This window comes from Amycolatopsis anabasis, assembly GCF_009765355.1.
Classification (GTDB): Bacteria; Actinomycetota; Actinomycetes; order Mycobacteriales; family Pseudonocardiaceae; genus Amycolatopsis; species Amycolatopsis anabasis.
This window is the reverse complement of sequence record NZ_VTHK01000046.1, coordinates 51904-77533: the sequence shown is the minus strand read 5'-3', so window position 1 is coordinate 77533 and position 25630 is coordinate 51904. Positions and strand designations below refer to the sequence as shown.

Sequence of the window (25630 nt, the reverse complement as noted above, 5' to 3'; positions counted from 1 at the left end):
AGAGGCGGTCATCGTGACCGCCTCTCCACGTGTGGTTAACGTGTGTGTCCGAGGGGGGACTTGAACCCCCACGCCCTTTACGGGCACTAGCACCTCAAGCTAGCGCGTCTGCCATTCCGCCACTCGGACTTGCTGGAGAATACAATAACGGATGGCGGAGGGGGAGTGTCAGCGGGGGTCACTCTGTGTGCGATCTCGGTTCTGACCGGCGGGAATGATAGGAATGCCGGGTGAGTGAACCGAGCCTGATCGATACAGCTGCCGAGGAAGCCGTCGAGCTGACCAGTGAGCTGATCCGCATCGACACCACCAACACGGGAGATCCGGCGACGCTGGTCGGCGAGCGGGCGGCCGCCGAGTTCGTTGCCGAGAAGCTCACCGAGGTCGGCTATGACATCGAGTACGTGGAATCCGGGGGAGCGAACCGGCACAACGTCGTCGCGCGGCTGGCGGGGGCGGATTCGGGGCGGGGGGCCCTCCTGATCCACGGTCACCTCGACGTGGTGCCGGCGGATCCGTCTGAATGGTCCGTTCATCCTTTCTCCGGGGCCATCCAGGACGGGTACGTGTGGGGCCGGGGCGCCGTCGACATGAAGGACATGGTCGGCATGACGTTGGCCATCGCGCGGCACTACAAGCGCAACGGGATCGTGCCGCCGCGGGATCTGATCTTCGCGTTCCTCGCCGACGAGGAGGCCGGGGGCAAGTTCGGCGCCCAGTGGCTGGTGGAGCACCGGCCCGACCTCTTCGAGGGCGCCACCGAGGCCATCAGCGAGGTCGGCGGCTTCTCCATCACCCTCCGCGACAACGTCCGCGCGTACCTCATCGAAACCGCGGAGAAGGGCATCCGCTGGATGAAGCTCCGGGTGCGCGGCACCGCGGGGCACGGTTCGATGATCCACCGCGACAACGCGGTCACCAAGCTCTCCGAGGCCGTCGCGCGGCTGGGCAACCATCAATTCCCCCTGGTGCTGACCGATTCGGTGCGCGAGTTCCTGGCCGGGGTCACCGAGATCACCGGCTGGGACTTCCCCGAGGACGACCTCGACGGCGCGGTCGCGAAGCTGGGCAACATCTCCCGGATGATCGGGGCGACGCTGCGGGACACCGCGAACCCGACCATGCTCACCGCGGGCTACAAGTCGAACGTCATCCCGTCGGTGGCCGAGGCGGCGGTCGACTGCCGGATCCTGCCGGGCCGCTTGGCAGCCTTCAACCGGGAGCTGGACGAGATCCTGGGCCCGGACATCGAAAAGGAATGGATGGAGCTGCCGCCGGTCGAGACCACGTTCGACGGGGCCCTGGTGGACGCCATGTCGGCCGCGGTGATCGCGGAGGACCCGGGCGCGAAGACGCTTCCCTACATGCTCTCCGGGGGAACGGACGCGAAGTCCTTCCAATCGCTCGGGATCCGGAACTTCGGTTTCGCGCCCCTGAAGCTCCCCGCGGACCTGGACTTCTCGGCGCTCTTCCACGGGGTCGACGAGCGGGTGCCGGTGGACGCCCTGCGGTTCGGCACCCGGGTGCTGGACCGGTTCCTGCGCTCGTCCTGATGCCTGCCTTCGAGCTCGCCGACGGCACCGCCTTGCACGTGGTGCGCTGGGGCGAGCCCGACGCCGAGGTGACCGTGCTGCTGTCGCACGGGTACGCCCTGGACCACCGCAGCTGGCGCTCGATCGCGGAGGACCTTCCCCTCGCGGTCGAGCGCCCGGTCCAGGTGATCGCCTACGACCACCGCGGGCACGGGCAGTCCGATCCGGTGCACCGCGCGGACGCCACCATGGCGCGGCTCGGGGACGATCTGGCCGAACTCATCACCGGGCTGATCCCGGCGGGACCGGTGATCCTGGTCGGCCACGACATGGGCGGACTCGCGGCGATGGCGCTGACGCAGCGGCATCCGGAGCTGTTCACCGAGCGGGTCGCCGGGCTCGTCCTGCTGGCCACCTCGGCGGGCGGGCTGACCACCGAGGCCAACGTGGCGTGGTCCCACGCGATGGGCCGCTTGGTGCGCGATCTGGAGTTCGTCCTCGGCTCGAGGATCGTCGGGCTGGTCCGGGAGCACACCAGCAAGGCGGTCAGCGCCGGGCTGCGGTGGTGGCTGTTCGGCGACGACGCCGATCCCGCCCAGGTCGAGATGACCGTGCAGATGATCCGCGGGAACTGGCCGCGAACGGTCGCGCTGTTCCGGCCCGCCCTGGACGCCTACGCGCGGGAAGCGGCCCTGTCGGTCGCCGGTGGCATCCCGGTGACCGCGATCGTGGGCGAGCGGGATCGCCTCATCCCGGCCGAGGACGTCGAGTCACTCGCCGACGCGACGGAGCGCGGTACGGCCGTCGTGCTACCCGGGCTGGGGCACGTGCTGCCGCTGGAAGGGGCCGCTCAGGTGCTGCCCCGAATCGTGTCGATGGTGCATTCGGTCCAGCGCGACCTAGGTGATCACGCCGGGTAGCCCGGCGGCGGCCGGGGTTCGCTTGCGCCGTAGCCATACCCGGCGGGTGCCGTCCGCGTAGAGCCGCACGGTGGACAGCTCCCAGCCGGCGAATTCCGCGTGGATGGACAACTGGGTCGTCGCCGCCCGCCTGGACACCCCCGGAGGAAGCCGCAGGCGACGATATTCCCACTTGTCCTCGGTATGGCAATCCCCTTCGACCACCGCCTCCTGAACGGTCATGGCTGGATCACCTGTATCCCTTCTCCGGCCGCCGAACCGACCACCACCCGAGAGGTCGGCTCGTCGACGGTCACCGAGTTCGGTTGGCGCACGGTGGGGAAGCGGTACTTCTCGACCGGTTCCCCGCCCCGCACGTCGAAGCCGACGACTTCGTTGCGTTCGGTCAGCGTGACCCAGGCCAGGCCGCGCTTGGCGTCGTAGGCGATGCCGTAGATCCCGCCGGGAACGGGGTAGCGCTGGCGCATCAGCAGCGGGTCGGCGGAGAACGCGATCAGCGCCCCGGCGCGGGTGTCGGTGACGAGCACCCGGCCGAAGGAATCGGCCACCGCGTTGGTCGCGCCGTCGCCCGCCCGCAGCCCTTCGCCGACCTTGCCGCCGGCCAGGTCGACCGAGAACAGCGCGGTGCGCAGCCGGTCGAGCACGACCGTCGCGCCACCGGCGGACAGCACGTCATCGGCGCTGTAGATCCCGCCGGTGATGGTCTTCGCGACGGCGCCGCCGGTGAGCACCTCGACGGACTTGCGGTCACGCACCGCGACCACGGTCTGGTCGCCGATCGCCCGCGCCGACGCGGGCTGGCCCGCCACCGGGACCGTGCTGACCTGGCCGGAGGGCACCGCGATGCGGGCGAGTTCGCCACGGGACGGCACGCTGGCCAGGAGTTGTCCCGGCGCCGTGGTCAGGCGCTCGGCGGGGCCGCTCAGCGGAACGGTCCGGGGCGGTGCGGTCACGTCGTCGAGCCCGTACAGCTGGATCGAGGGCGGCTCCTGCACCGCGACCGCGAGGAGCCGGTTCGCCGGATCGGCCGCGAGCGCGGTGATCGCGCCGGCCTGGGGGAGGACCGTTCCCGCGGCCCGGGCAGCGGCCGCGGGGGAGACCGCCGGGGTGGCGGCGACCGGATTCTGCACGACCTGCAGGTCGTCGGATTGCCCGGTCGACGAGCAGCCAGCCACCAGGGCGCAGGCGAAGGGAATCGCCAGCAGTCCGGCGGCTGCTCGCCAATGCAATGGATGGCCTCCCGGCGATGACGGTCGAACGGTTGTCTCCAGCATCCTCCACCAAACCCGCTGCGTCACGTAGCTGTCACCTGGCCGTCATTTCGGCCAACGTTCGGGGTAACCGAATTCGATCGCGCTGACGTCGTCCAGCGCGGCCTTGATCGCGGGGGGCAGGGTGATCTCCTCCGCGGCCAGCGAGCCGGTGAGCTGGCCGGTGTCGCGGGCCCCGACGACCGGCGCGACCACGCCCGGGCGGTCCCGGACCCAGGCGAGCGCGACGCACAGGGGAGAGGTGCCGAGCCCGTCGGCGGCGGTGGCCACGGCCTGCACGATCCGGGCGGCCCGGTCGGTCCGGTGCTGTTCCACGTACCCGGCGTAGGCCGGTGAGGCGCCCCGCGAATCGGCAGGGGTGCCGGTGCGGTACTTGCCGGTGAGCACCCCGCGCCCGAGCGGCGCCCAGGGGAGCAGGCCGATGCCGTGGTACTCGCAGGCGGGCACGACCTCGCGTTCGACGCCGCGCTGGACCAGCGAATACTCCATCTGGGTGGAGACGATCGGATGCGCGGTGGACCGGGCGGCGGCGGTGGCCACCTGCCAGCCCGAGTAGTTTGAGATCCCGGTGTAGCGGACCTTGCCGCTGTGCACCGCGTAGTCGAGCGCGGCCAGGGTTTCCTCGAGCGGAACCGTCGTGTCCCACGCGTGCAGCTGCCACAGGTCGACGTGGTCGGTACCGAGCCGGCGTAGCGAGCCGTCCAGCGCGGAGAGCAACGCGCCCCGCGAGGCGCCGCCGCCGAACGGTCCGTCGGTGCGGCGGGCGACCGCCTTGGTGGCGAGCACGATGTCCTCGCGGGGAACCAGGTCCGCGAGGAGCGCGCCGAGCATCCGCTCGCTTTCCCCCTCGCCGTAGATGTCCGCCGTGTCCACCAGGGTTCCGCCGGCATCGACGAACGCCACGAGCTGGCTCGCGGCCTCGTCGGCATCGGTGTCGCCGCCCCAGGTCATGGTGCCGAGGGCCATCCTGGAGACGCGTAGTCCCGACCTCCCGAGCTGTCGCTTCTCCACGGTCGGCAGCCTAACGTTCGGCCGATCGGACCGTTGACCAAGGCGAGTGATCTCGTTCCGAACCGCCCGATAGTGTCTGCGGCCAGGCGACTCCGGCGTCGCCCGGCGCTCACGCGGACCCTACGCCCGGTCCACGAATGTCGACCCACCCGAAGGAAAGGAACGCATGACGGTGACCTCGTACCTGGACGTGCTCGAACTGGCGGGGGTCGCCTGACGTGGGTTGGTTCGAAGCACTGGTCCTCGGCCTGGTCCAGGGACTGACCGAATTCCTGCCGATCTCCTCCAGCGCGCACCTGCGGGTGACGGCCGCGCTCGCCGGCTGGGACGATCCGGGCGCGGCGTTCACCGCGGTCACCCAGATCGGCACCGAGCTCGCGGTGATCCTGTATTTCGCGAAGAAGATCGGGAACATCCTGATGGCCTGGTTCTTCTCGCTGTACAAGAAGGACTGGCGCGGCCACCCGGACGCGCGGATGGGCTGGCTGGTCATCGTCGGGTCGATCCCGATCGTCGTGCTCGGGCTGTTCTTCCAGGACGACATCGACCATTCGTTCCGCGACCTCCGGGTGACCGCGACGATGCTGATCGTGTTCGGCATCATCCTGTGGATCGCCGACCGGATCGGCCGGAAGTACCGCGACCTGGACCACCTCACCGTGCCGCACGGCCTCGGCTTCGGGCTGGCCCAGGCGCTGGCGATCATCCCGGGCGTGTCCCGTTCGGGCGGTACCACCAGCGCGGGCCTGCTGATGGGGTACAAGCGGGCGGACGCGGCCGAGTACTCGTTCCTGCTGGCGGTGCCCGCGGTGTTCGGTTCCGGGCTGTACAAGCTCACCGACATCGGCGAGAACGGCCAGGCCGCGCAGTGGGGGCCGACCATCCTGGCCACGATCGTCGCGTTCGGCGTCGGCTACCTGGTGATCGCCTGGCTGATGGCCTACATCAAGAAGCGCAGCTTCCTGCCGTTCGTGGTATACCGGATCGCGCTGGGTGTCCTGCTGTTCGTCCTGGTCTTCACCCACGTGCTGGACCCGAACGCGGGGCCGACCACCTAGCCCGTTCCCACCCACGCCGTAAGGTGACAAGCGTGAGCACCGTCATCCTGCTGCGGCACGGCCGATCGACCGCCAACGGTTCGGGCGTGCTGGCCGGCCGCACGCCCAAGGTGGGACTCGACGAGACCGGGCAGGCCCAGGCCAAGGCGCTGGTCGACCGGCTCGCCGGGGTGCCGGTGGCCGAGCTGGTCGTTTCGCCGCTGCTGCGCTGCAAGCAGACCGTCGCGCCGCTGGCGAACGCGCTGGGTCTGTCCCGGACCGTCGAACCCCGGTTGTCCGAAGTGGACTACGGCGAGTGGACCGGCCGGGAGCTGCGGACGCTGTTCAAGGAACCGCTCTGGCGGGTCGTGCAGGCGCACCCGTCGGCGGCGGTGTTCCCCGGCGGTGAGGGCCTGGCGGGCATGCAGGCCCGGGCGGTCGCCGCGGTGCGGGAGCACGACGCCCGGATCACCGCCGCGCACGGGGACCACGCGGTCTGGGTGCTGTGCAGCCACGGTGACGTGCTCAAGGCGATCCTCGCGGACGCGCTCGGGCAGCACCTGGACTCGTTCCAGCGGATCGTGGTCGATCCGGCGGCGATCTCGGTGGTGCGGTACACCGAAACCCGCCCGTTCGTGCTGCGGGTGAACGACCACGGCGGTGACTTCACCGGGGTCGTCCCGCCGAAACCCAAGCGAGGCAAGAAGAAGGCGTCCTCCGATGCGGAAGTCGGGGGCTCGACGGGACGAAAGGGCCGTGGATGACCGCTCCGGAACAGCTCGCAGCCGACAATCCGTTCGCCGTACCGAGTGCGTTGCCGTACGGCCTGCCGCCGTTCGACCGGATCACCGACGAGCACTACCTGCCCGCGTTCGAAGCCGGGCTCGCCGAGCAGTCGCGTGAGGTCGAGGCGATCGCGAGCGATCCGGAACCGCCGACCTTCGAGAACACGATCGTCGCGCTCGAGCGGTCCGGGCGGTTGCTGACCCGGGTCGCCGCGGTGTTCTTCAACCTCACCTCCTCGGACACCAACGCGACGCGGCAACGGATCCAGGCGACCGTCGCGCCACGGCTCGCCGCCCACCACGACGCGGTCTACCTGAACGCGGGCCTGTTCGCCCGGGTCCGGGAACTGTTCGACCGGCGCGAATCGCTCGGCCTGGACGCCGAGTCGGCCTGGCTGCTCGAGCGCACGCACACCGATTTCCAGCGGGCCGGCGCCGGGCTCGGCGAGGCGGATCAGCGGCGGCTGCGCGAGCTGAACGAGGAACTGTCCACTTTGAGCACCAGGTTCCAGGAGAACCTGTTGTCGGACACCAACGAACTGGCGATCGTGGTGGACGACGTGGCCGAACTCGCCGGGCTGTCCGCGGACGCGATCGCGGCCGCGGGGGAGGCGGCGAACGCGCGCGGCGAGCACGGCAAGTACGTGTTGAACCTGGGCCTGCCGACCGCGCAGCCCGCCCTCGCGTCCCTGGAGAACCGGGCGCTGCGGGAGCGCGTGTTCACCGCGTCGATCTCGCGGGGAAATCGGGAAAACGACTACGCGAACGCGCCCGTGCTCGCCCGGATCGCGACGCTGCGCGCCGAACGCGCGGCGCTGCTGGGCTTCCCGCACCATGCCGCGTACCAGATCTCGGATCTGACCGCGGGCACCGCGGAGGCCGCGGTGGGGCTGCTCGAGCGGCTGGCCCCGGTCGCCGTGCGGAACGCGAAGGCGGAGGCCGAGGAGTTGCAGCGGTTCCTCGAGGCGGACGAGCCCGGGGCCGAGCTGCGCCCGTGGGACTGGGCGTTCTACGCGGAACGGGTGCGCAAGGACCGCTTCGACATCGACTCGGCCGAACTGCGGCCGTACTTCGAACTGAACCGGGTGCTGACCGACGGCGTGTTCTACGCGGCCACCCGGCTCTACGGCTTGACCTTCACCGAGCGGCACGACCTGCCCAAGTACCACCCCGAGGTCCGGGTGTTCGAGGTCTTCGACGCCGACGGCAGCCCGCTCGGGCTGTTCCTGGGCGACTACTACACCCGCGACTCCAAACGCGGCGGCGCCTGGATGAACAACTTCGTCGACCAGTCCGAACTGCTCGGGGACCGGCCGGTGGTGGTGAACAACCTCAACATCGCCCGGCCGCCGGAGGGGGAGCCGACCCTGCTCACCTTCGACGAGGTGGTCACCGCGTTCCACGAGTTCGGCCACGCGCTGCACGGCCTGCTCTCGCACGTGCGGTACCCGCGGTTCTCCGGGACGAGCGTGCCCGGCGATTTCGTGGAGTATCCGTCCCAGGTGAACGAGATGTGGCTGCTCTGGCCCGAGGTGCTGGCGAACTACGCCCGGCACCACGAGACCGGGGAACCGCTTCCGCAGCGGCTCGTCGATCGGCTGCTCGAGTCGCAGCAGTACGGCGAGGGGTTCACCACGACCGAGTACCTGGCGGCCGCGCTGCTGGATCAGGCGTGGCACGGGATCGAGGCGGACGACCGGGTGGAGGACGTGGCCCGCTTCGAGGCGGACGCGCTGGAGAAGGCCGGGGTGGCGCTGGCGAGCGTGCCGCCGCGGTACCGCAGCACGTACTTCGCGCACATCTTCAGCGGCGGGTACAGCGCGGGTTACTACTCCTACATCTGGAGCGAGGTGCTGGACGCCGACACGGTCGAATGGTTCCGCGAGAACGGGGGGCTGACCCGGGAGAACGGAGACCACTTCCGGAAGGAGTTGCTGGCGAAGGGCGGCAGCCTGGACGCGATGGTGGCGTTCCGGAACTTCCGGGGCCGGGATCCGGAGATCGAGCCGCTGCTCAAACGCCGCGGTCTCACCGGCGCCTGAACTGGGTGTATAACGTCCTATGCGGCGCGGCTTTTGTCAAAATCAGTTCCCGCCCGCACGGCGAGACACCAGCCCACCCCTCCAGACCTCTAGTTGACCAAAGCTAGCGAAGAGGCCGTCAACCGAATTCGATGCAAAGACCGGGGCAGACTCCGGGGCGGCGGGGTCTCCGCCCGGAGTCTGCCCCGGTGGGTTGGCGGGCGACGGGGTCCGGGTCGACCAACCGGTCGGAAGACCTGGCGGCCTTCCGACCGCATTCAGCCTGTCGCCCCGGGACCCGCCGGTCAGCACGCCAAGCGCACCGGGCTCGCCCTGCTCAACGGCGAAGCCGTCCACAAAACGAACCCGGCGGTCAGCCGAGCGGGGAAATGACCATGACGATCCGGAATCCAACGGCGTGAGCGTAGGCCTGGAGGCGCTGGGCGGAGACCTCCTCGCGTTGGAGTTTCTCCAGACGGCAGACGAAAGCCGCGTTGCAGCCCATGAAGTCGGCGACATCGCGCTGGCTGAGGCCGCGGTTCCTGCGCAGCCGGACGAGATCCTGGATCAGTTCGCCGATCGGGTCGGCGAACGGGGCGGACATGGCATGTTCGGGTTGAAGGTGCATGGCTCCTCGGCGCCGTCAGTGGTCCTGAATGTGCAACTCGCGTTCCCGAGTGTGGAGTTCGCTTACCTGAATGTGGAATTCACACGACCGAAACGGGGACTCGCGCGGGCTTCGGATTCGGCGATCTCGTCGCAGGCGTGGCAGTCGTTTACACAGGGGAGTTTTCACCAGCTCGCCAGCCGGAGGCCGGGCGCGGTGCCGGGTCCGGTGGCGAACCCCGCCGACCACCGGCCGATAGCACCGCGGGAGCCTGAGCCCGTGGCGTCCGGTGTCCTCGGTGAACACGTCGCCGTCGTCGGTCTCGACCGTGCCGTCCTGATCAACCCGCCAGCTCATGGTGAAACCTCTCCGGATATCACTGATCGTCATATCCGGAAGTTAGGCGCGGTGAATGATGACGAGGGGTACAAATCCTACCCCTACTCGAACGGGTCAGGCGGCCAATCCGACTCGCTGGCAGAGATCGTGTACGTCGTTCCGCAGTCCGGTCGGAGGCTGGTTGCGAAGCTCGAGGAGCATTTCGCGGGCGAAGCCGTTGTACCGGATGGTTTCGTTCGCCGTTTGTTCCGATTGATTGAGCAGTGCCCAGGTGGCGGCCCGGTCACCCTGCTGAAAATGTCCGCGCGCGACTTCGATCAGATGGCGGCTGCGGCGTGCCAGGGAAGGTATCTCCACGGGGTCGAAGGAATCGGCCTGGCGCAGGGCCTCGCCGGAGCGCCGCAGTTCCACGCCGAGGGTGGTCGCGTGCGCCTTGAGGACTGCGGGTGAGAAAGACGACTGGACGTGTCGGTAATTCGGCCCGAGTCGCCGCGCGATTTGATCGGCTTTCTCCCAGTTGGACCACGCATCGCCGTGCCGTCCGCGACGCGCGTGCACGTAGGCGATTTCGGCGTAGAGCGCCCCGGTGATTCCGCGCCAGTCGGCGGGGCCCTGGTCGAAGTACGGACGTAGTTGATCGATGGCGTCGCTGGCCAGGGCGATCGCCTCTTCCCACCGGCCCGCGTCGCGCAGGGCTTGCACCATCGCCCACGTTCCCCCGGCTATGACATACGGGTCATCGGCTTCCTGCCCCTCGGTCAGCGCGCGATCGGCGACCAGCCAGACCAGCTCCGGGGCAGGCTGATACGCAACGTAGAAGTCCGCGAGCTGATACACCGCCGCGAGTACGCGCCGGGCCTCGCGACGCTCGTCACCGCGCAGCGCACGTGCGGAGAACTGGGCATCGCGGATCAAACCGGGAAGGATCGCGCCGAGCTGGGTCCGGTGGTCCGGGCTGGAATGCCGGACCTGCCACGCCCGCTGGAGCCGGATGGTCAGATGCGCGGGCTTCGGCGGGACGCCGGTCGAGCTGAGCCGGTATTCGGTCAGCGCCGCCTGCACGTCGGCGAGGGCCGAGTGCCGCTCACCAGCGAACAGTTGAACCGGGACCGCATGGCCGTTTCCGGTGAGGGTCGCAAGATCGTCGAGGCCGAGGGCTTCGGCGATCCGGAGGAGCATGGGGAGGCGCGGGACCTGGAGCCGCCCCGTTTCCACGGCCTTGACCCACTCCGCCGACTTTCCCACCAGCCCGCCCAGCACCGGACGGGTCAACCCCGCACGTTGTCGTTCGCGCTGGACGCGCTTGCCGATGGGCAGTTCGGAGTACGGCTGCGAGTCCATCGAATCCCTTTCGCGTGTCGTCCCCTGGGGTCAGGGTAGCTACTCCACGATCAGGTGAGTACGGTCAGTCGCTCGTCGGTTACTGGGTGAGGCGGATGGGGTTGACGACGTCGGCGGTGATGGTGAGCAGCATGACCGCGCCGCCGATGACGACCAGGACCATCGTGATGGTGGCCAGTCTCGTGTAGTCGACCGGGCCCCGGGCCGCCTTGCCGCGCAGGCGGCGGAGCGAGTCGCGGATCTTTTCGTACCAGGTGATGGCGATGTGGCCGCCGTCGAGCGGGAGCAGCGGCAGCAGGTTGAACACGCCCATGAAGAAGTTCAGCCCGGCCAGCAGGAGCAGGAACAGCGGCCACAGCCCGGCTTCGACCGCCTCGCCGCCGATCCGGCTGGCGCCGACCACGCTGATCGGGGTGTTCGGGTCCCGCTCGCCACCGAAGATCGAGTGGACGACCGCGGGGATCCGTTGCGGGAACTCGATGAGCTTCTGCCAGGTCTGGCTGAACATGTTCCCGGCGAAGGTCGCGGCGCCGCCCAGCGCGTCGATCGGGCCGTACTGGAACATGCTCGCGAATCCGACGCCGACCGCGCCCACCCGCACGATCTGGTCACCCTTCGGGCGTTCCACCTGAGGAACGTCGACGGTGAGCCGGAGCGTCTGGTCGCCGCGGCGAACCTCGAACGGGGTCGGCCCGGAGGCGGTTTGCACCACCGCGAGCATGTCGTTCCAGGTGGGCGTCGGCTTCCCGGCGACCGAGACGACCGTGTCGCCGGGCCGGATTCCGGCGGCCTCGGCGGGGCCGACCTGGCCGGGGGCGCAGGCCGGGTTGTTGATCTGGTCGACGGTTCGTGCGTCCTGCACGCAGTTCGACACCGACGCGAGCACCGGCTCCCGGGTGGTGTTGGGCAGCCCCATGGTGGTGGCCATCAGGTAGAGCACCACGAACCCGAGCACGAAATGCGTCAGCGCGCCCGATGCCAGGACGATCGTGCGTTTCCAGGTCTTGAACCGCCACATCGCGCGCGGCGCTTCGTCCGGGGTCAGTTCGTCGAGCGCGGTCATCCCGGCGATGTCGCAGAACCCGCCGAGCGGAATCCACTTCAACCCGTACTCGGTCTCGCCGCGCCGGAAGGAAAACGCCGTGGGCCCGTAGCCGACGAAGAACCGGCGGACCTTCATCCCGAACGCCTTGGCGCTGAGCAGGTGCCCGGCTTCGTGCAGGGCGACCGACAGGCCGATGCACAGGGCGAACAGCACGACCCCGAACACGTACGCCAGCACGCCCAGCCCCTCTCGATACACCGCTGGACAACAGTGTCCACTTTCCGCGTGAAGCGGAGGTGGGAGAAAAGCGACGAGGGCCGGCACCAACCGTTGCCGGCCCTCGTCGGGTGTCCTGGCAGGCAGAGCCCGCCGAGGCTCAGACCGCCTGGACGCGCGTGGCCTGTGGGCCCTTGGGGCCCTGGGCCAGCTCGAACGTCACGGCCTGGTTCTCCTCGAGGCTACGGAAGCCGTGGCCGTCGATCTCGGAGTAGTGGACGAAGACGTCCGGTCCGTCGGCGCGGGAGATGAAGCCGAAGCCCTTCTCCGCGTTGAACCATTTAACGGTTCCCTGAGTCATATTTCGCTCCTCACAGGGGCTGGGTGCGGGACCCGCACGGTGCGGTGTCCCGGGCCGGTTCGACGCGACTTCCAGATCCCCGGAGGCAACGCGCCCGCAACATCGTTCTTCGCGAGCGTGGGTGAAACACGAACACACAAAAACTACGACCGCTGGGTACAACCCATCCTTCGCCGGATTCATTCCCGGCCCGCTGGGCGGCGGTTTCGCCGACCGTCCGCCGGGTAGCCGGGAAGGGAGAAAAGTAAGCAAAGGGATGGGGAACGATGACCACCTCGGATGCCACACCGTCCAAGGAACCCATCGTCGCAGGCAAGCGACCACGTCGTGAGATCGTCCTGATCGGGGTTTTCGTGGTGCTGCCGCTGCTCGCGCTGTTGGCGGCGGCGCCTTTCGCCTGGGGATGGGGGCTCGGCTGGGTCGATCTCGCGCTCGTGGCCTTCTTCTACTGCGTGAGCGGGCTCGGCGTGACGATCGGGTTCCACCGCTACTTCACCCACGGCGCGTTCCGCGCGGCGCGACCGCTGCGGCTGGCCCTGGCCGTGGCGGGCAGCCTGTCCATGCAGGGACCGATCATCCACTGGGTGGCCGACCACCGCCGGCACCACGCCTACGCCGACAAGGAGGGCGATCCGCACTCGCCTTGGCGGTTCGGCACGAGTGCTGCCGCGTTGGCGCGCGGCTTCTGGCACGCGCATATGGGCTGGCTGTTCGACCGGGATCTCACCAACGCCCGGCGCTTCGCCCCAGATCTGCTCCGCGATCGCGGAATTCTCCTGATCAACAGGCTGTTCCCGGTGCTGACCGCGGTCACCTTGTTGGTGCCCGCGTTGCTCGGCGGGCTGCTGACCTGGTCCTGGGCCGGAGCGCTGACCGCGTTCTTCTGGGCCGGGCTGGTGCGGATCGCGCTGCTGCACCACGTGACCTGGTCGGTGAACTCGGTGTGCCACATGATCGGCGACCGCCCGTTCCGCAGCCGGGATCGGTCGGCGAACTTCTGGCCCCTGGCGATCGCGTCCTTCGGCGAGTCCTGGCACAACTCCCACCACGCGGATCCGACCTGCGCACGGCACGGGGTACGGCGCGGGCAGTTGGACATCTCGGCCCGGGTGATCCGCTGGTTCGAACTGCTCGGCTGGGTGTGGAAGGTCCGCTGGCCGACTCCGCGACGCCTGGCGAAACTCAGCGCGAGCTGACCGCGGCGGGGGTGACCGCCGGGCCACCCCCGCCGAACGAGTCAGGTTCGAATCAGATGAGGCCGAGCTTCTGGACGGCGTCGCGCTCGTCGACCAGTTCCTGCACCGAGGCGTCGATGCGCTGGCGGGAGAAGTCGTTGATCTCCAGGCCCTGCACGATCTCGTAGCGGCCGTTCTTCGCGGTCACCGGGAACGAGGAGATCAGGCCCTCCGGCACGCCGTAGGAACCGTCGGAGATGACGGCGGCCGAGGTCCAGTCGCCCTCCGGGGTGCCGTTGACCCAGGTGTACACGTGGTCGATCGCCGCGGATGCCGCGGACGCCGCCGAGGACGCGCCGCGGGCCTCGATGATCGCCGCGCCGCGCTTGGCGACGGTCGGGATGAACTCCTCGGCCAGCCACTTCTCGTCGTTCACGGCCTCGGCCGCGTTCTTGCCCGCGACCTCGGCGTGGAAGATGTTCGGGTACTGGGTCGCGGAGTGGTTGCCCCAGATCGCCAGCTTCTTGATCTCGGTTACCGGGACACCGAGCTTCTTGGCCAGCTGCGCCAGCGCCCGGTTGTGGTCGAGCCGGGTCATCGCGGTGAAGCGCTCGGCCGGGACGTCCGGCGCGTGGGAGCGCGCGATCAGCGCGTTCGTGTTGGCGGGGTTGCCGACCACCAGCACCTTGACGTCGTCGGCCGCGCCGGCGTTGATCGCCTCGCCCTGCGGCTTGAAGATCCCGCCGTTCGCCTCGAGGAGGTCGCCGCGCTCCATGCCCTTGGTCCGCGGGCGGGCGCCGACCAGCAGCGCCACGTTGGTGCCCTCGAACGCCTGCTTGGGGTCGTCGAAGATGTCGGTGCCCGCGAGCAGCGGGAACGCGCCGTCCTCCAGTTCGAGCGCGGTGCCCTCCGCCGCCTTGACCGCCTGCGGGATCTCCAGGAGCCGCAGCTTCACCGGGGTGTCCGGGCCGAGCAGCTGACCGGACGCGATGCGGAACAGCAGGGCGTAGCCGATCTGGCCGGCCGCGCCGGTGACGGTGACGTTGACAGGGGCTTGGGTCATTGCGTTCTCCTGCTTACGGGTTCGGTTGTACCCGGGATGCTATCCGCCTCTGCCTGCACCGATCGGGTGCGTCGCCTCACGTGTTCCTTGACCGATTGAGCACTTTCTGTGTCCGACTCCACACCGAAGGCTTTGCCGAGTCCGATCACGCCCGCGTCGAGCTGGTCGAGGCTGGACAGCACCGCGCGGGCGCGGGGGTCGGAGACGTCGTCGCACGCGGGCGTGCCGCTTTCCCGGACCAGCTTCCGGTGGCTCGGCACGACCTGCACGCGCACCACTTCCAGCAGGGCGTCCACGTTCGCGATGATCCGGTCGACGAGCCCGGTGAGCCGGTCGTCCCCGGCGAGCAGTCCCGGTTGCGCGCGGGCGGCCACGTGCCGGGCGCGGAACGCGAGGGTTTCCAGGGTGGTCAGCACGTACCAGCCGTAGTCCCGGCGGGCGCTGCGCACGTTGATCGGATGGGTGAGCGGTTCCACCGTCGTCCGGACCTGCTCGACCGCCCGGTCCAGTTCGCGGGACAGTTCGATGACGTTCACGTTCTCCTTGCCGGAGAGCAGATCGGTGACCTGGATCAGGAATTCGCGCAGGTCGCTCAGCACCTCGGCGATGTCGTCGAGCATGACCGACCGGGTGCGCACCGGCACGATCACCACGGCGGCCAGGACGCCGGCGGCCGCGCCCACCGCGGTCTCGGCGAGCCGGATCCACAGCACTTCCAGGCTGAACGTGCCCAGCAGGCTGTAGAGCAGGCCGAGCATGCTGGTGATGAAGAACGCCATCACCAGTTGCGAAACCCGGGACATGTAGACCATCCCGAACACGCAGACCAGGATCAGCGCGAGCGTGGCCGGGGTGCTCCCGGTGACCAGCAGCGCCAGCAGGACGCCGCCGAGGATGCCGATGAGCGTCCCGGCCAGCCGCCGGGCGCCCTTGACGAAGGTCGCCCCGGCCGTGGACGACCCGATGAACACCACGAAGACCGTCAGCACCGCCCAGTACCAGCGCTGATGGGACACCAGTTCGCCGCCGAGGACCGCGAGCCCGCCGCCCACCACCGCCTGGATGGCGCTGCGGGTCTGGTTGTCGTAGGCGAACACCCGGGTCTTCTCGGGTTCCTCCTCGGGTAGCGTCGCCTGGCCGTTTTCGGCGGAGTAGTCGCGTTCGGCGATGCGCTGGGCGTTGACGTCGGCCAGCGCGAGCTCGGCGAGCGCGCGGCGCAGTTCGTCACCGGGTTCCGGGCGTTCGGCGAGGCGGCTGCCTTCGACGAGCATCTTGCTGAACTCACCGGTCTCGCTGATCAACGGCAGGTCCCGCGGGTCCCGTTCGATCAGCGAGTGGAACCGGCGCAGGCTTTCGATCAGCCCGTCGCGCACCCGCGGGTCGAGGTCCTCGGTCGCGGTGCGCTGGGTGATCATCGCCAGCCACTGGACGGCGAGTTCGACCTCGATCGCCCGGCGGCGCAGCATGTCCGCGGCGCGCTGGTCGACGACGTCCGGCGCGGTGTCCTCGATGAGCAGGACGCATTCGTGCAGCCGGGAGTTCGCGCGGCGCAACTGGGCGCGGGCCCGGTCGCCGCCACCGCCGGCCAGGTACGCCTCGGCGGCCCGGACCACCGCGCCGAGCCGCGCGCGGAACGCCCGCCGGATGCGCAGGAACTCCGCGTCCGCCCGCCGGGGGAGCAGTACGTAGCGGACCACCGCGTTGCTCGCGATGCCGATCAGCAGGGCGAGCAGCAGCGCGGGCAGCTGGCGCAGGTGGGTCTGCAGGAACATGGCGAAGAAGAACAGGAAGAACGCGATCGAGCCGAGCGCGGTGCCCCGCGCGCCGAACCGCTGCGCGTACACCGCGACGAAGATCAGCAGCACGAACACGACGCTGTCGGTCGGCGGCGCCGAGGTGCCGAGGCTGGCCACGGTCAGCGAAGCCGCGCCGGCGACCAGGGCCAGCACGAGCGTGACCGCCTGCTGGCCGGGGGTGTCGTCGTGCACGGTGAAGGCCGCGGTCATCGCGCTGATGGCGCCCACCAGCATGACGGTCAGCGGCTGCCCGAGCGGGAGCAGCGCGCCGACCGCGAGCACGATGCCGAACACCGCGGACAGGCCCAGCCGCAGGCGCAGGAAACCGGGATCGGAGGCCACCAGCCGGTCACGGGCGGCGTCCCACACCTTGCGGATCACCGGCCACCTTCCTGGCGGGCCAGCAGTTCCCATTGCGCGAGGGTGACCCGGCGGCCGGTGGAGCCGGTGATGCGCAGCCGGAAGTACGGGTATTCGGCGGGCTCGGCGAGGGCGAACGGCCGGGTCTGGCGCCGCCAGCGGAACACCTGGTCGTGCCGCTCGTCCAGCACTGTCCACTGTGTCCGATCAGTCGAGCCCTCGAGCATCCACGACTCCGGATCGCCGCCGTGCGACCCGGACGTGAGGGTGTACATCTCGACCACACCGGACGGTTTGCCCAGGAATTCGACGGCCGGGGAGGTGGACCGGAAGGTGACCTGGGTGCGCGTGGTGTCGTCGAACAGGGCCGCCGGATCGGTGCCGTCGTCGCAGCGCGCCTCCCCGACCAGGTCGCGCAGCGGCCGCGGCGGGGCGTCCTCCTCGGTCAGCGAGGGCGGGACGGCCAGGCGGCCCCATTCGCACGGGGTGGTGGCCAGGTCGAATTCGAGCACCGCGCCGCCCGCGAGGGTGGCGTGCGGCACCGAGGTCGTGGGATGCGGTACCCCGTTGATCGTGAGCCCGCGCACGTACACGGTCTGCGCGGTGTTGCCGGGTGCGTTGATGATCACGTCCTTGCCGTTCTCCAGGTGGATCGTCGCCTTGGCGAACAGCGGCGATCCGATGGCGTAGTGCGGGCTGCCGACGCCGAGCGGGTAGAAACCGAGCGCGCCGAAGACGTACCAGGCGGACATCTCGCCGTTGTCCTCGTCGCCGGGGTAGCCCTGCCCGATCTCGCTCCCCAGGTAGCAGCGGGCGAGCACCTCCCGCACGATCGCCTGCGTCTTCGAAGGCGCGCCGGCGTGGTTGTACATGTAGGGAATGTGGTGCGACGGCTGGTTGGAGTGCCCGTACTGGCCGAGACGGATGTCCCGGGCCTCGGTCATCTCATGGATGATCCCGCCGTAGGATCCCGGTTTCCGCCCGGTTTCCGGCGTCGCGAAGAAGGTGTCCAATGTGGACTCCAGTTTCGGTCTGCCGCCGAGCAGGCCGGCCAGCCCCCGGCCGTCGTGCGGGACCGAGAACGCCGTGTTCCAGCCATTGGTCTCGGTGTAGTCGAAGCCCCACAGGGCCGGATCGTAGTCGCCGGGGGAGCGGCGCCACCGCCCCCGGGGGTCGCGGCCCTGGAAGAAGCCGATCCGCGCGTCGAAGTGGTGCACGTAGTGCAACGCGCGCTGGCGGAAATAGCGCGCGTTGTCCAGATATTCCCGCCTGCGCGGATCGTCCTGAGCGGACTCCTCGTACAGCCGCTGGGCGAGGTTGGCGATGCCGAAGTCGTTGACGCACCCCTCCAGCGCCCAGGACAGGCCCTCGGGCGTGCTGGTCGGGGTGTAGCCGAGGAAGATCGATTCGTGCAGGCCCTTGCGGCCCACCTGCTTCGAGGGCGGGGACACCGTGGCGTTCTTCACCGCCGCGTCGTAGGCGGCCTCGACGTCGAAACCGCGGACCCCCTTGAGGTACGCGTCGGCGAAGGCCACGTCCGAACTGGTGCCGGTCATCAGGTTCGCGTACCCGGGGGAGGACCAGCGGGAGATCCAGCCGCCTTCCCGGTACTGCTGGACGAACCCTTCGATCAGGTCGCCGCAGCGGCGCGGGGTGAGCAGGGCGTAGGCGGGCCAGGTGGTGCGGTAGGTGTCCCAGAAGCCGTTGTTCACGAACATCGGGCCGTCGACGATCTTCGCGCCGGTGCGCCGCCGGGTGCTGGGGCGCAGGCTGCGGCGCACCGGGCTGGCGTGCCGGATGCCGGTCTTGGTGTTCTCGTGCCCGGAGTTCGGGTAGAGGAACAGCCGGTAGAGGCTGGAGTAGAACGTGGTGAGCTGGTCCTCGGTGGCGCCCTCGAGCTCGATCCGGCCGAGGACGTCCTGCCAGGACCGTCTCGCGCGTTCGCGGACCTCGTCGAAGGTGGTGCGGTCGCCGATCTCCAGCTCCAGGTTGCGCTTGGCCTGCGCGAGGCTGATCAGCGAGGTCGCGATCCGCATGGTGACCTCGCGCGCGTTGAAGACCAGGCAGCCGGTGACCTGCCGCCACGGCGGCTTGCGCAGTTTCTTCCCGGCGAGCGCGGGCCGGTCGAACGTGGCGTAGACGAACATCCGCCGCGCACCGGTCGACAGGCGGCTGCGGACCCAGGTGTGCCCGGTGATCCGGCCGCGCGCCGGGTGCAGCCGCAGCCCGCCGCGGTTGGCGGTGTTGTCGAACAGCAGCCAGCCGCGATCGCGGGGGAAGGTGAAGCGGAAGATCGCCGCGTGATCGGCCGGGGCGATGTCGGTGGTGATCCCGTTGGCGAAGCGCACGCCGTAGTGGTGGGGGCGGTCGATCTCGTCCTGGTGGGAGAACGGCAGGGCGCGGGCGCGGCGGTCGGCGACCACGGGGCCGATGCCGGGCATGACCTGGAAGGTGTGGCGGTCGCCCATCCACGGGCTCGGCTGGTGGCTGAGCGCGAACGCCTCCAGGGCGGGCCGGTTCCGCTCGTCGTTGCGGCGGTGGTACTCGTAGAGCCAGTTGGTGACCGACGCGTCGGTCACCGGGGTCCAGAAGTTGAACCCGTGCGGGACCGCGGTGGCGGGGAAGGTGTTGCCGCGGGAGAAGTCCGCGCTGGACTGCGTGCCGCGGGTGGTACGCACGTAGTCGACCGGTTCCCGGGCGGGCTCCGGGGTGCGGACGGCGATCCGCACGTCGTCCAGCCAGCCGGTGACCGGGCCGGAACCGGCGGGCGGATCGACGGTGAGCACGATCGCCCGCGCGGTGCGGCCGGCGGCGAGGTCGCCGATCCGGCAGCGCACCAGGTTCCACTGGTCGACGTACAGCGTCTTGGCCGCCCCCTGCTCGAGCGCGGAAAGCGGGAAACCGTACTGATCGGCCGCGCCGAGGCCGCTGAGCGTGCTGCCGTCGTCGAACTCGACGTCGAGGGCGGCGAAAGTGGCGCCATAGCCCGGTTCCGCGCCGGATTCGGGAAAGATCACATAGGACAGTTCGCTGCGTTCGGTGACCAGCAGGTCCACTTCGAACAGGACGGCCCGGGTGAACGCGGCGGCCTCGAAGCGCAGCGCGTGCCGCCCGGTGAAGCCGGCGCCCGCCCGCGCGGTCGGCGAGCGCTCCGGACCTGCGCCGATGCGCACCGGCCCGACCGGCTGGGGATCACCGTCCTCAAAGGAGGTGAAGAACTCGGTGCGGGATGCGGCAGAGGGCATGCACCCACGGTAATCGCCACCGGGCGGGTTCCGCCCGCTGACCTCCCCGGCTGGAAGGCGGCTACCACCCCTGGCACTGTCCGGCGGCGGGGCCGCGCACCGAGTTCGCCAGGGTGTGGTCCACCGGTGGCGGCTGGTTCCCGGCGCAGCTGAGCGGGCCGTCGATCGTGCTCCCGGCGATCACCGGGCCGCGGTTGTTCGTCAGCGCCACCGGTCCGTGGATCCGCGCCGCCTCGATCGCGACCGGCCCGCTCGCTCCGGTGATCGTCACCGGGCCGGTGACCTCGGTCCGGTTGAGCACCACCGATCCCGCGTTCGTCGCGGTCACCGGGCCGGACACCGAACCGCCCTCGGCCACCAGGGACGCGCCCGCGGCGACGGTCACCGGACCGTGCACGGCCGCGTTCCGCAGGCACACCACACCCTGCGACACCACGAGCGGGCCGCTCTGCTCGCCGGTGATCGTGCGCGTGCAGGCCGGATCCGGTTTGCCGAGCAGTTCGAACTCGGCGATGGTGGCCGGGCCGCCGGTCATCTCCAGCCGGTAGTAGGTGTAGTGCGCCGGGGTGGCGATCTGGAACGCCCGGGTCTGCTGGCGCCAGGTGAACGTCTGGTCGTGGCGTTCGTCGGCCACCGCCCAGTGCTGCCCGTCGTAGGAGCCCTTGAGCACCCAGGCGCGCGGTTCGCCCGGCCCCTTGGGGGAGGTGACCGTGTAGAACGTGGCGGCCTCGCCGGACGAGCCGAGCTGGTACTGCACCCACGGGGCCGCCCCGTCGAGCCGGGCCTCGGTCGCCGAGGTGTTGTCGAACAGCGGGGTGACGTCGCCGCTGCCGGTCGCGGTGCCCTTGCCCGGTCCGGTGAGGTCGTGCAGCGGGCTCGGCGGCGCGTCCCCCCGGGTGATCGACGCCGGGGCGTCCGCCGGTCCGGTGCCCCAGTTCGACGGGTTGGGGCCCATGTCGAAGTCCAGCACGCCGCCCGCGGACAAGAGATCGTGCGGCAGGGAGGTCGAGGTGTGGGGCTTGCCGTTGACCTTCAGGCCCTGCACGTAGACGTTCTTCGCGTTGTTCTTCGGCGCGTTTATTGTCAGATCCTTGCCGTTCGCCAGGTGGATCGTCGCCTTGGTGAACAGCGGTGAGCCGATCGCGTAGTCCGGGCTGCCCATCTGCAGCGGGTAGAAGCCCAGCGCGCTGAAGACGTACCAGGCCGACATCTCGCCGTTGTCCTCGTCGCCGGGGTAGCCCTGGCCGAGTTCGCTGCCGACGTACAGCCGGGACAGCGCCTCCCGCACCTTGGCCTGCGCCTTCGCGGGCTGACCGGCGTAGTCGTACATGTAGGGGATGTGGTGCGAGGGCTGGTTGGAATGTCCGTACTGCCCCATCCGCACATCCCGCGCCTCGCGCATCTCGTGGATCGCGCCGCCGTAGGAACCGGGGAAGTTCGCCGTTTCCGGGGTGGCGAAGAATTCGTCCAGCTTCTTCGCCAGTTTCGCCTTGCCGCCGTAGAGGTTGGCCAGGCCCTGCCCGTCCTGCGGCACGGTGAACGCCATGTTCCAGCCGTCAGTCTCGGTGTAGTCGTAGCCCCAGACGCGCGGGTCGTACTGCCCGGCCGGGAAGCGGAACTTCCCGTCGGCGGCCCGGCCCTGGAAGAACCCGACGCTCGGATCGAAGGTGTGCACGTAGTTCTGCGCGCGGTTGCGGAAGTACTCGTAGTTCTCCTGGTATTCCCGTTTGCGCGGGTCGCCCGGGGCGGCCTCGTCGGCGAGTTTCTTCGCCATGTTCGCGATGCCGAAGTCGTTGACGTATCCCTCGAGCGCCCAGGACATGCCCTCGTTGGTCGAGGTCGGCGTGTACCCGAGGAACACCGAGCTGTCCAGGCCCTTGCGGCCGACGCTCTCGTTCGGCGGAACCACGGTCGCGTTCTTCACGGCCGCGTCGTAGGCCGCCTTGACGTCGAAGTTTCGCACGCCCTTGAGGTAGGCGTCGGCGAAGGCGACGTCGGAACTGGTGCCCACCATCAGGTTGGCGTAACCGGGGGAGGACCAGCGCGAGATCCAGCCGCCGTCGCGGTACTGCTGGACGAACCCGTCGATCATCTTGCCCGCCATCTCCGGTGCGAACAGCGCATACGCGGGCCAGGTGGTCCGGTAGGTGTCCCAGAACCCGTTGTTCACATACATCTGCCCGTCGACGACCTTCGACCCGGTCTGGGTTGGACTGTCCACTCCGGACTTCGGGGAGACCGGGCTGGCGTACCGGTAGGACGGTTCTCGCGGGGTGCCGACGTTCTCGAAGCCGGAGTTCGGGTAGAGGAAGAGGCGGTACAGGTTCGAGTACAGGGTGGTGAGCTGGTCGGCGCTCGCGCCTTCCACCTCGATCACGCCGAGGACTTTGTCCCACGCCTGCTGCGCCGCGTCGCGGACGGATTCCAGGGAGGCGTTCGGCGGGATTTCGGCGTCGAGGTTCTTCTTCGCCTGGTCGACGCTGATCAGCGAGGTGGCGATCCGCATGGACACCGTCTTCGTGCCGCGGGTGTCGAAGCGCAGGTAGCCGCGGACGTTGTCGCGGCCCTCACCGGGCAGTTTGCTCCCGGCGGAAACGGGTTTGTCGAAGGTCGCGTAGACGAACAGCCGCCCGGCGCCCGCGGACAGCCCGCTCTTCGCGTCGGAGTATCCGGTGACCGTCCCGGCCGCCGGGTCCAGGGTCAGCCCGCCGAGGTTGTTCACGTTGTCGAAGATCAGGCTGTTCTCGTTGCCGGGGAAGGAGAACCGGAACAGCGCGGCGTGGTCGGCAGGAGCGAGTTCGGTCTGGATGCCGTTGTCGAACCGCACGCCGTAGTAGTGGGGTTTCGCGGTTTCGTTGTCGTGGCTGAACGAGAGCGCGCGGGCGGCGCGGTTGGCGTCCGGCACGCCCGCCGCGAGCGAGGGCATGACCTGGAAGCTCTGCCGGTCGCCCATCCACGGGCTCGGTTCGTGACTGGCGCTGAACGCCTGCAGGGCCGGCCGGTTCTGGGCGTTGTTGGCCGAGTGGTAGTCGTAGAGCCAGCTGCTCGACCCGGCGTTGGTCACCGGGGTCCAGAAGTTGAACCCGTGCGGGACCGCGGTGGCCGGGAAGTTGTTGCCGCGGGAGAAGGTCCCGTTGGCGTGCGTGCCGCGGGTGGTCAGCACGTGCTCGGAGGGCCGCTTGCTCGTGGCCGCCGCGGGGGTCGCGCCGGGGGCGATCCGGATGTCGTCCACCCAGCCGGAGAGCTGCGCCGGGCCGGACGGGTTGTCGTAGCCGATCAGGATCCGGTCGATCCGCTTGCCGGTCGCGACCCCGCCGATCGCCGAGCGGATCAGGTTCCACTGGTTGGTGTAGAGCGCCTTTCCGGCGCCCTGCCCGCGCGGCGAGAGGCCGAAACCGTACTGGTCGTGCGCGCCGAGGTCGCTGAGGTAGGTGCCGTCGGTGAACGCGAGGTCGATCGCGACGTTCGTGCTCGGGTACTTCAGGTCGTCCTTGATGAACTCCGGGAAGACCTTGTAGGACAGTTCGGTGTTCGCGGCGACCGGGAGGTCGACGTCGAAGATCTTGTTGAAGGAGTAGCCGCGGCCCGGCCCGGGTTGCGAGCCGCCGTAGTGGAAGGCACGCAGCCCGCTGTACCCGGCGCGGGGTTTGTTCGTGTAGCCCCGGGCCGGGCCGTTGTCCGGGTAGCTGCGCATGTTCGGCAGCGGCGGCGGGGCGGGATCGTCGTTGGCCAGGAGCAGTTCGGCGAGCTGGAGCAGCGGGCCGCCGTTGTTCCGGGTCACGTCGATCCGGTAGTGGCGGTACGCCGCGGTGGGCGGGATCTGGTACTCCTTGGTCTCGAACCGGGCGCCGAAGGACTGGCCGGTCCGCTTGTCCAGATCGGTCCAGGTGGTGCCGTCGTTGGAGCCCTGCAGGGCCCAGTCCTTGGGGTCGCGCTCGGGGGCGTCGTTGGCCGAGGTGACCGCGTAGTGGGTGATCGCCGTGGGCGCGGAAAGCGTGAACCGGGCCCAGCCGGTCGGGGCGAAGGCGAGCCACTTGGATTCGGGGGAACCGTCGACGAGGTTCGCCGCGATCTCGTTCGCGTCGGTGTTCTCGTTGCTGGCGGCCGATTCGGTGACCTTGCCGCGGATGTCCCCCGGAATCGCGGTGCCGTTGGCGCCGTTCACCCCCGCCGCGCGCGGCTTGCCCGTCGGATCGGTGTCCACGGTGTCGACCCAGGTCGGCTGCGGGTCGTTCGCCTCGAACGAGGAGTAGAAGTCCGGGACCGGATCGGCGGCGGCGCTCGTCGGGAGCGTGACCAGACCGGCCGCGGTGACAACGACGGACATCAGCAGGCGCACCACGGGTCGAGCGCTTCGGGGCATCGTTGCTCCAAGGTTCCTGGCGGGGACCGCAGATCACGCGCCGGACCGGGTGGTGCGAGTCGGCGCTCAGGTAGCACAACTCGCCGTGACATCGATGTCAAGATCGACGCGGAAACCTGGCCTGAATCGGACAATTCCCAACCGGTCCGCCCCGGAGTCGTGAGCGGTCAGGCCGGTGAGAACCGGTCCAACCACTCACGACGATCAGCCGTTCACGGCGCGGAGGGCGCCCGGGTGGCGGCCGGCGAGGCGGTCCAGGGCGGCCGAGGTGGCGTCATCGGCGGGGAGGTAGATCAGCATCCGCTGGGCGTCGGCTTCGGGGAGTTCGAGCGTTTCGTAGGACAGCCGCAGCGCGCCCGCCGCGGGATGGGCCCAGCGTTCGACGCCGGTGCGCCGGGGGAGCAGGTTCGGCGCCCGCCACCGATCGGCGAACGCGGCGCCCGCGATCACGGTCAGCTCGTCGGCGAGCTGGGTGATGTGCGCGTCGGGCAGCACGGACTCGGCCTTCAGATGGGCGACCTGTTCGTCGGCGACCCGGTCCCATTCGGGATACAGGGCGCGGGCGCGGTCGTCGGTGAACACGAACCGCGCCAGATTGGGCGTCTCGGCGTCGTCGAGCAGGCCCACCGGCCCGGCGAGTTTCTCGTATCCCGCGGTGTAGGCGAGCACGTCGTTGATCCGGTTGAGCAGGACGGCCGGTCCGGGACCGAACCGGTCGAGCATCGCCCGCACGGCCGGGCGGACCGAGCGGGCCGGTGGCGTGACCGTGGGGCACAACGCGGCGCCGCCCGCCGCCTTCGACAGGCGGCGGAGGTGCACACGCTCGTCGAACGACAGCCGTAGCGCGTCCCCGAGCACCGCCAGCACCTGGGCGGACGGGTGGCGATCACGCCCCTGCTCCAGCCGCGTGAGGTAGTCGACGCTGATCCCGGCGAGCGTGGCCAGTTCGGCGCGGCGCAGGCCGGGCGTGCGGCGCCGCGGCCCGGTGGGCAACCCCACCTCGGCGGGCGTGACGGCCTCCCGGCGCGTGCGCAGGAAGACACCCAGCTCGTTGTCGCTCACATCCCGAACCTACCTGCTCGTCCGAGTCGGAGCGTGGCCCTGCCGGGGCCAGCCTCAACGCGGCCTTCCTCCCCGCCGTC

General features: G+C 69.8%; 18 protein-coding genes and 1 tRNA gene. 6 read left to right on the top strand and 13 right to left on the bottom strand.

The window, feature by feature from the left end; translation table 11 throughout:
* Window positions 1-45 precede the first annotated feature (45 nt).
* Window positions 46-129 (bottom strand) — tRNA-Leu (locus tag FXO23_RS38895).
* 101 nt (window positions 130-230) lie between these two features.
* On the opposite strand from FXO23_RS38895, the gene FXO23_RS38890 reads away from it, so the two are divergent.
* Both FXO23_RS38890 and FXO23_RS38885 read left to right on the top strand, forming a co-directional pair.
* Window positions 231-1553 (top strand): M20/M25/M40 family metallo-hydrolase, encoded by a 1323-nt coding sequence (locus tag FXO23_RS38890; protein WP_158891799.1) that lies wholly within the window; start codon window positions 231-233, stop codon window positions 1551-1553.
* Window positions 1553-2452 carry an alpha/beta fold hydrolase gene (locus tag FXO23_RS38885; RefSeq protein WP_158891797.1) on the top strand — a complete coding sequence of 300 codons (900 nt, stop codon included), beginning with the start codon at window positions 1553-1555 and terminating at the stop codon, window positions 2450-2452. Before FXO23_RS38890 ends, FXO23_RS38885 begins: the two co-directional genes overlap by 1 nt.
* On the opposite strand, the gene FXO23_RS38880 is transcribed toward FXO23_RS38885, so the two are convergent.
* The 3 genes from FXO23_RS38880 to FXO23_RS38870 form a co-directional block, all read right to left on the bottom strand.
* The gene (locus FXO23_RS38880; RefSeq protein ID WP_158891795.1) at window positions 2432-2674 is read right to left on the bottom strand and encodes a DUF5703 family protein; all 243 of its coding nucleotides are present in this window, start codon (window positions 2672-2674) and stop codon (window positions 2432-2434) included. The genes FXO23_RS38885 and FXO23_RS38880 overlap by 21 nt on opposite strands.
* The gene (locus FXO23_RS38875; protein WP_158891793.1) at window positions 2671-3681 is read right to left on the bottom strand and encodes a YncE family protein; all 1011 of its coding nucleotides are present in this window, start codon (window positions 3679-3681) and stop codon (window positions 2671-2673) included. The genes FXO23_RS38880 and FXO23_RS38875 overlap by 4 nt, the downstream gene beginning before the upstream one ends.
* A gap of 87 nt (window positions 3682-3768) precedes the next feature.
* Window positions 3769-4734, bottom strand: coding sequence for an aldo/keto reductase (locus FXO23_RS38870; RefSeq protein ID WP_179956995.1), 966 nt, complete (start codon window positions 4732-4734; stop codon window positions 3769-3771).
* A 218-nt stretch (window positions 4735-4952) separates the two neighbouring features.
* Between FXO23_RS38870 and FXO23_RS38865 the strand changes: the two genes are divergently transcribed.
* From FXO23_RS38865 to FXO23_RS38855, 3 genes are read left to right on the top strand one after another with little or no spacing between them, the layout of a single operon-like run.
* Window positions 4953-5792 (top strand): undecaprenyl-diphosphate phosphatase, encoded by an 840-nt coding sequence (locus FXO23_RS38865; protein ID WP_158891791.1) that lies wholly within the window; start codon window positions 4953-4955, stop codon window positions 5790-5792.
* Between the two features lie 32 nt (window positions 5793-5824).
* Entirely contained in the window at window positions 5825-6535 is a 711-nt protein-coding gene (locus FXO23_RS38860; RefSeq protein WP_158891789.1) for a histidine phosphatase family protein, read from the top strand.
* Window positions 6532-8598: a M3 family metallopeptidase gene (locus FXO23_RS38855; RefSeq protein ID WP_158891787.1), complete on the top strand. Its 2067-nt coding sequence runs from the start codon at window positions 6532-6534 to the stop codon at window positions 8596-8598. The genes FXO23_RS38860 and FXO23_RS38855 overlap by 4 nt, the downstream gene beginning before the upstream one ends.
* A 352-nt stretch (window positions 8599-8950) precedes the next feature.
* Here the strand turns inward: FXO23_RS38855 and FXO23_RS38850 are convergent, their stop codons facing one another.
* From FXO23_RS38850 to FXO23_RS38835, 4 genes are all read right to left on the bottom strand, one after another.
* A complete protein-coding gene (locus FXO23_RS38850; protein WP_246258280.1) occupies window positions 8951-9205 on the bottom strand; it encodes a helix-turn-helix domain-containing protein in 255 nt (84 codons plus the stop codon).
* 432 nt (window positions 9206-9637) lie between these two features.
* Complete coding sequence (locus tag FXO23_RS38845; RefSeq protein ID WP_158891785.1) at window positions 9638-10864, bottom strand: helix-turn-helix domain-containing protein; 1227 nt, start codon at window positions 10862-10864, stop codon at window positions 9638-9640.
* A 79-nt stretch (window positions 10865-10943) separates the two neighbouring features.
* Window positions 10944-12146: a M50 family metallopeptidase gene (locus tag FXO23_RS38840; protein WP_158891809.1), complete on the bottom strand. Its 1203-nt coding sequence runs from the start codon at window positions 12144-12146 to the stop codon at window positions 10944-10946.
* Between the two features lie 139 nt (window positions 12147-12285).
* Complete coding sequence (locus tag FXO23_RS38835; RefSeq protein ID WP_158891783.1) at window positions 12286-12486, bottom strand: cold-shock protein; 201 nt, start codon at window positions 12484-12486, stop codon at window positions 12286-12288.
* 266 nt (window positions 12487-12752) lie between these two features.
* Between FXO23_RS38835 and FXO23_RS38830 the strand changes: the two genes are divergently transcribed.
* Complete coding sequence (locus FXO23_RS38830) at window positions 12753-13682, top strand: acyl-CoA desaturase (RefSeq protein WP_158891781.1); 930 nt, start codon at window positions 12753-12755, stop codon at window positions 13680-13682.
* 52 nt (window positions 13683-13734) lie between these two features.
* On the opposite strand, the gene FXO23_RS38825 is transcribed toward FXO23_RS38830, so the two are convergent.
* The 5 genes from FXO23_RS38825 to FXO23_RS38805 all read right to left on the bottom strand — a co-directional run bounded on the left by FXO23_RS38825 (window position 13735) and on the right by FXO23_RS38805 (window position 25550).
* Entirely contained in the window at window positions 13735-14724 is a 990-nt protein-coding gene (locus FXO23_RS38825; protein WP_158891779.1) for a malate dehydrogenase, read from the bottom strand.
* Window positions 14721-16901 carry an FUSC family protein gene (locus FXO23_RS38820; protein ID WP_246258279.1) on the bottom strand — a complete coding sequence of 727 codons (2181 nt, stop codon included), beginning with the start codon at window positions 16899-16901 and terminating at the stop codon, window positions 14721-14723. The genes FXO23_RS38825 and FXO23_RS38820 overlap by 4 nt, the downstream gene beginning before the upstream one ends.
* Window positions 16898-20125 carry a GH92 family glycosyl hydrolase gene (locus tag FXO23_RS38815; protein WP_158891774.1) on the bottom strand — a complete coding sequence of 1076 codons (3228 nt, stop codon included), beginning with the start codon at window positions 20123-20125 and terminating at the stop codon, window positions 16898-16900. The genes FXO23_RS38820 and FXO23_RS38815 overlap by 4 nt, the downstream gene beginning before the upstream one ends.
* A gap of 61 nt (window positions 20126-20186) precedes the next feature.
* Complete coding sequence (locus tag FXO23_RS38810) at window positions 20187-24452, bottom strand: GH92 family glycosyl hydrolase (RefSeq protein ID WP_179956994.1); 4266 nt, start codon at window positions 24450-24452, stop codon at window positions 20187-20189.
* A 240-nt stretch (window positions 24453-24692) separates the two neighbouring features.
* Complete coding sequence (locus FXO23_RS38805) at window positions 24693-25550, bottom strand: helix-turn-helix domain-containing protein (RefSeq protein ID WP_158891770.1); 858 nt, start codon at window positions 25548-25550, stop codon at window positions 24693-24695.
* Between the last annotated feature and the right edge of the window lie 80 nt (window positions 25551-25630).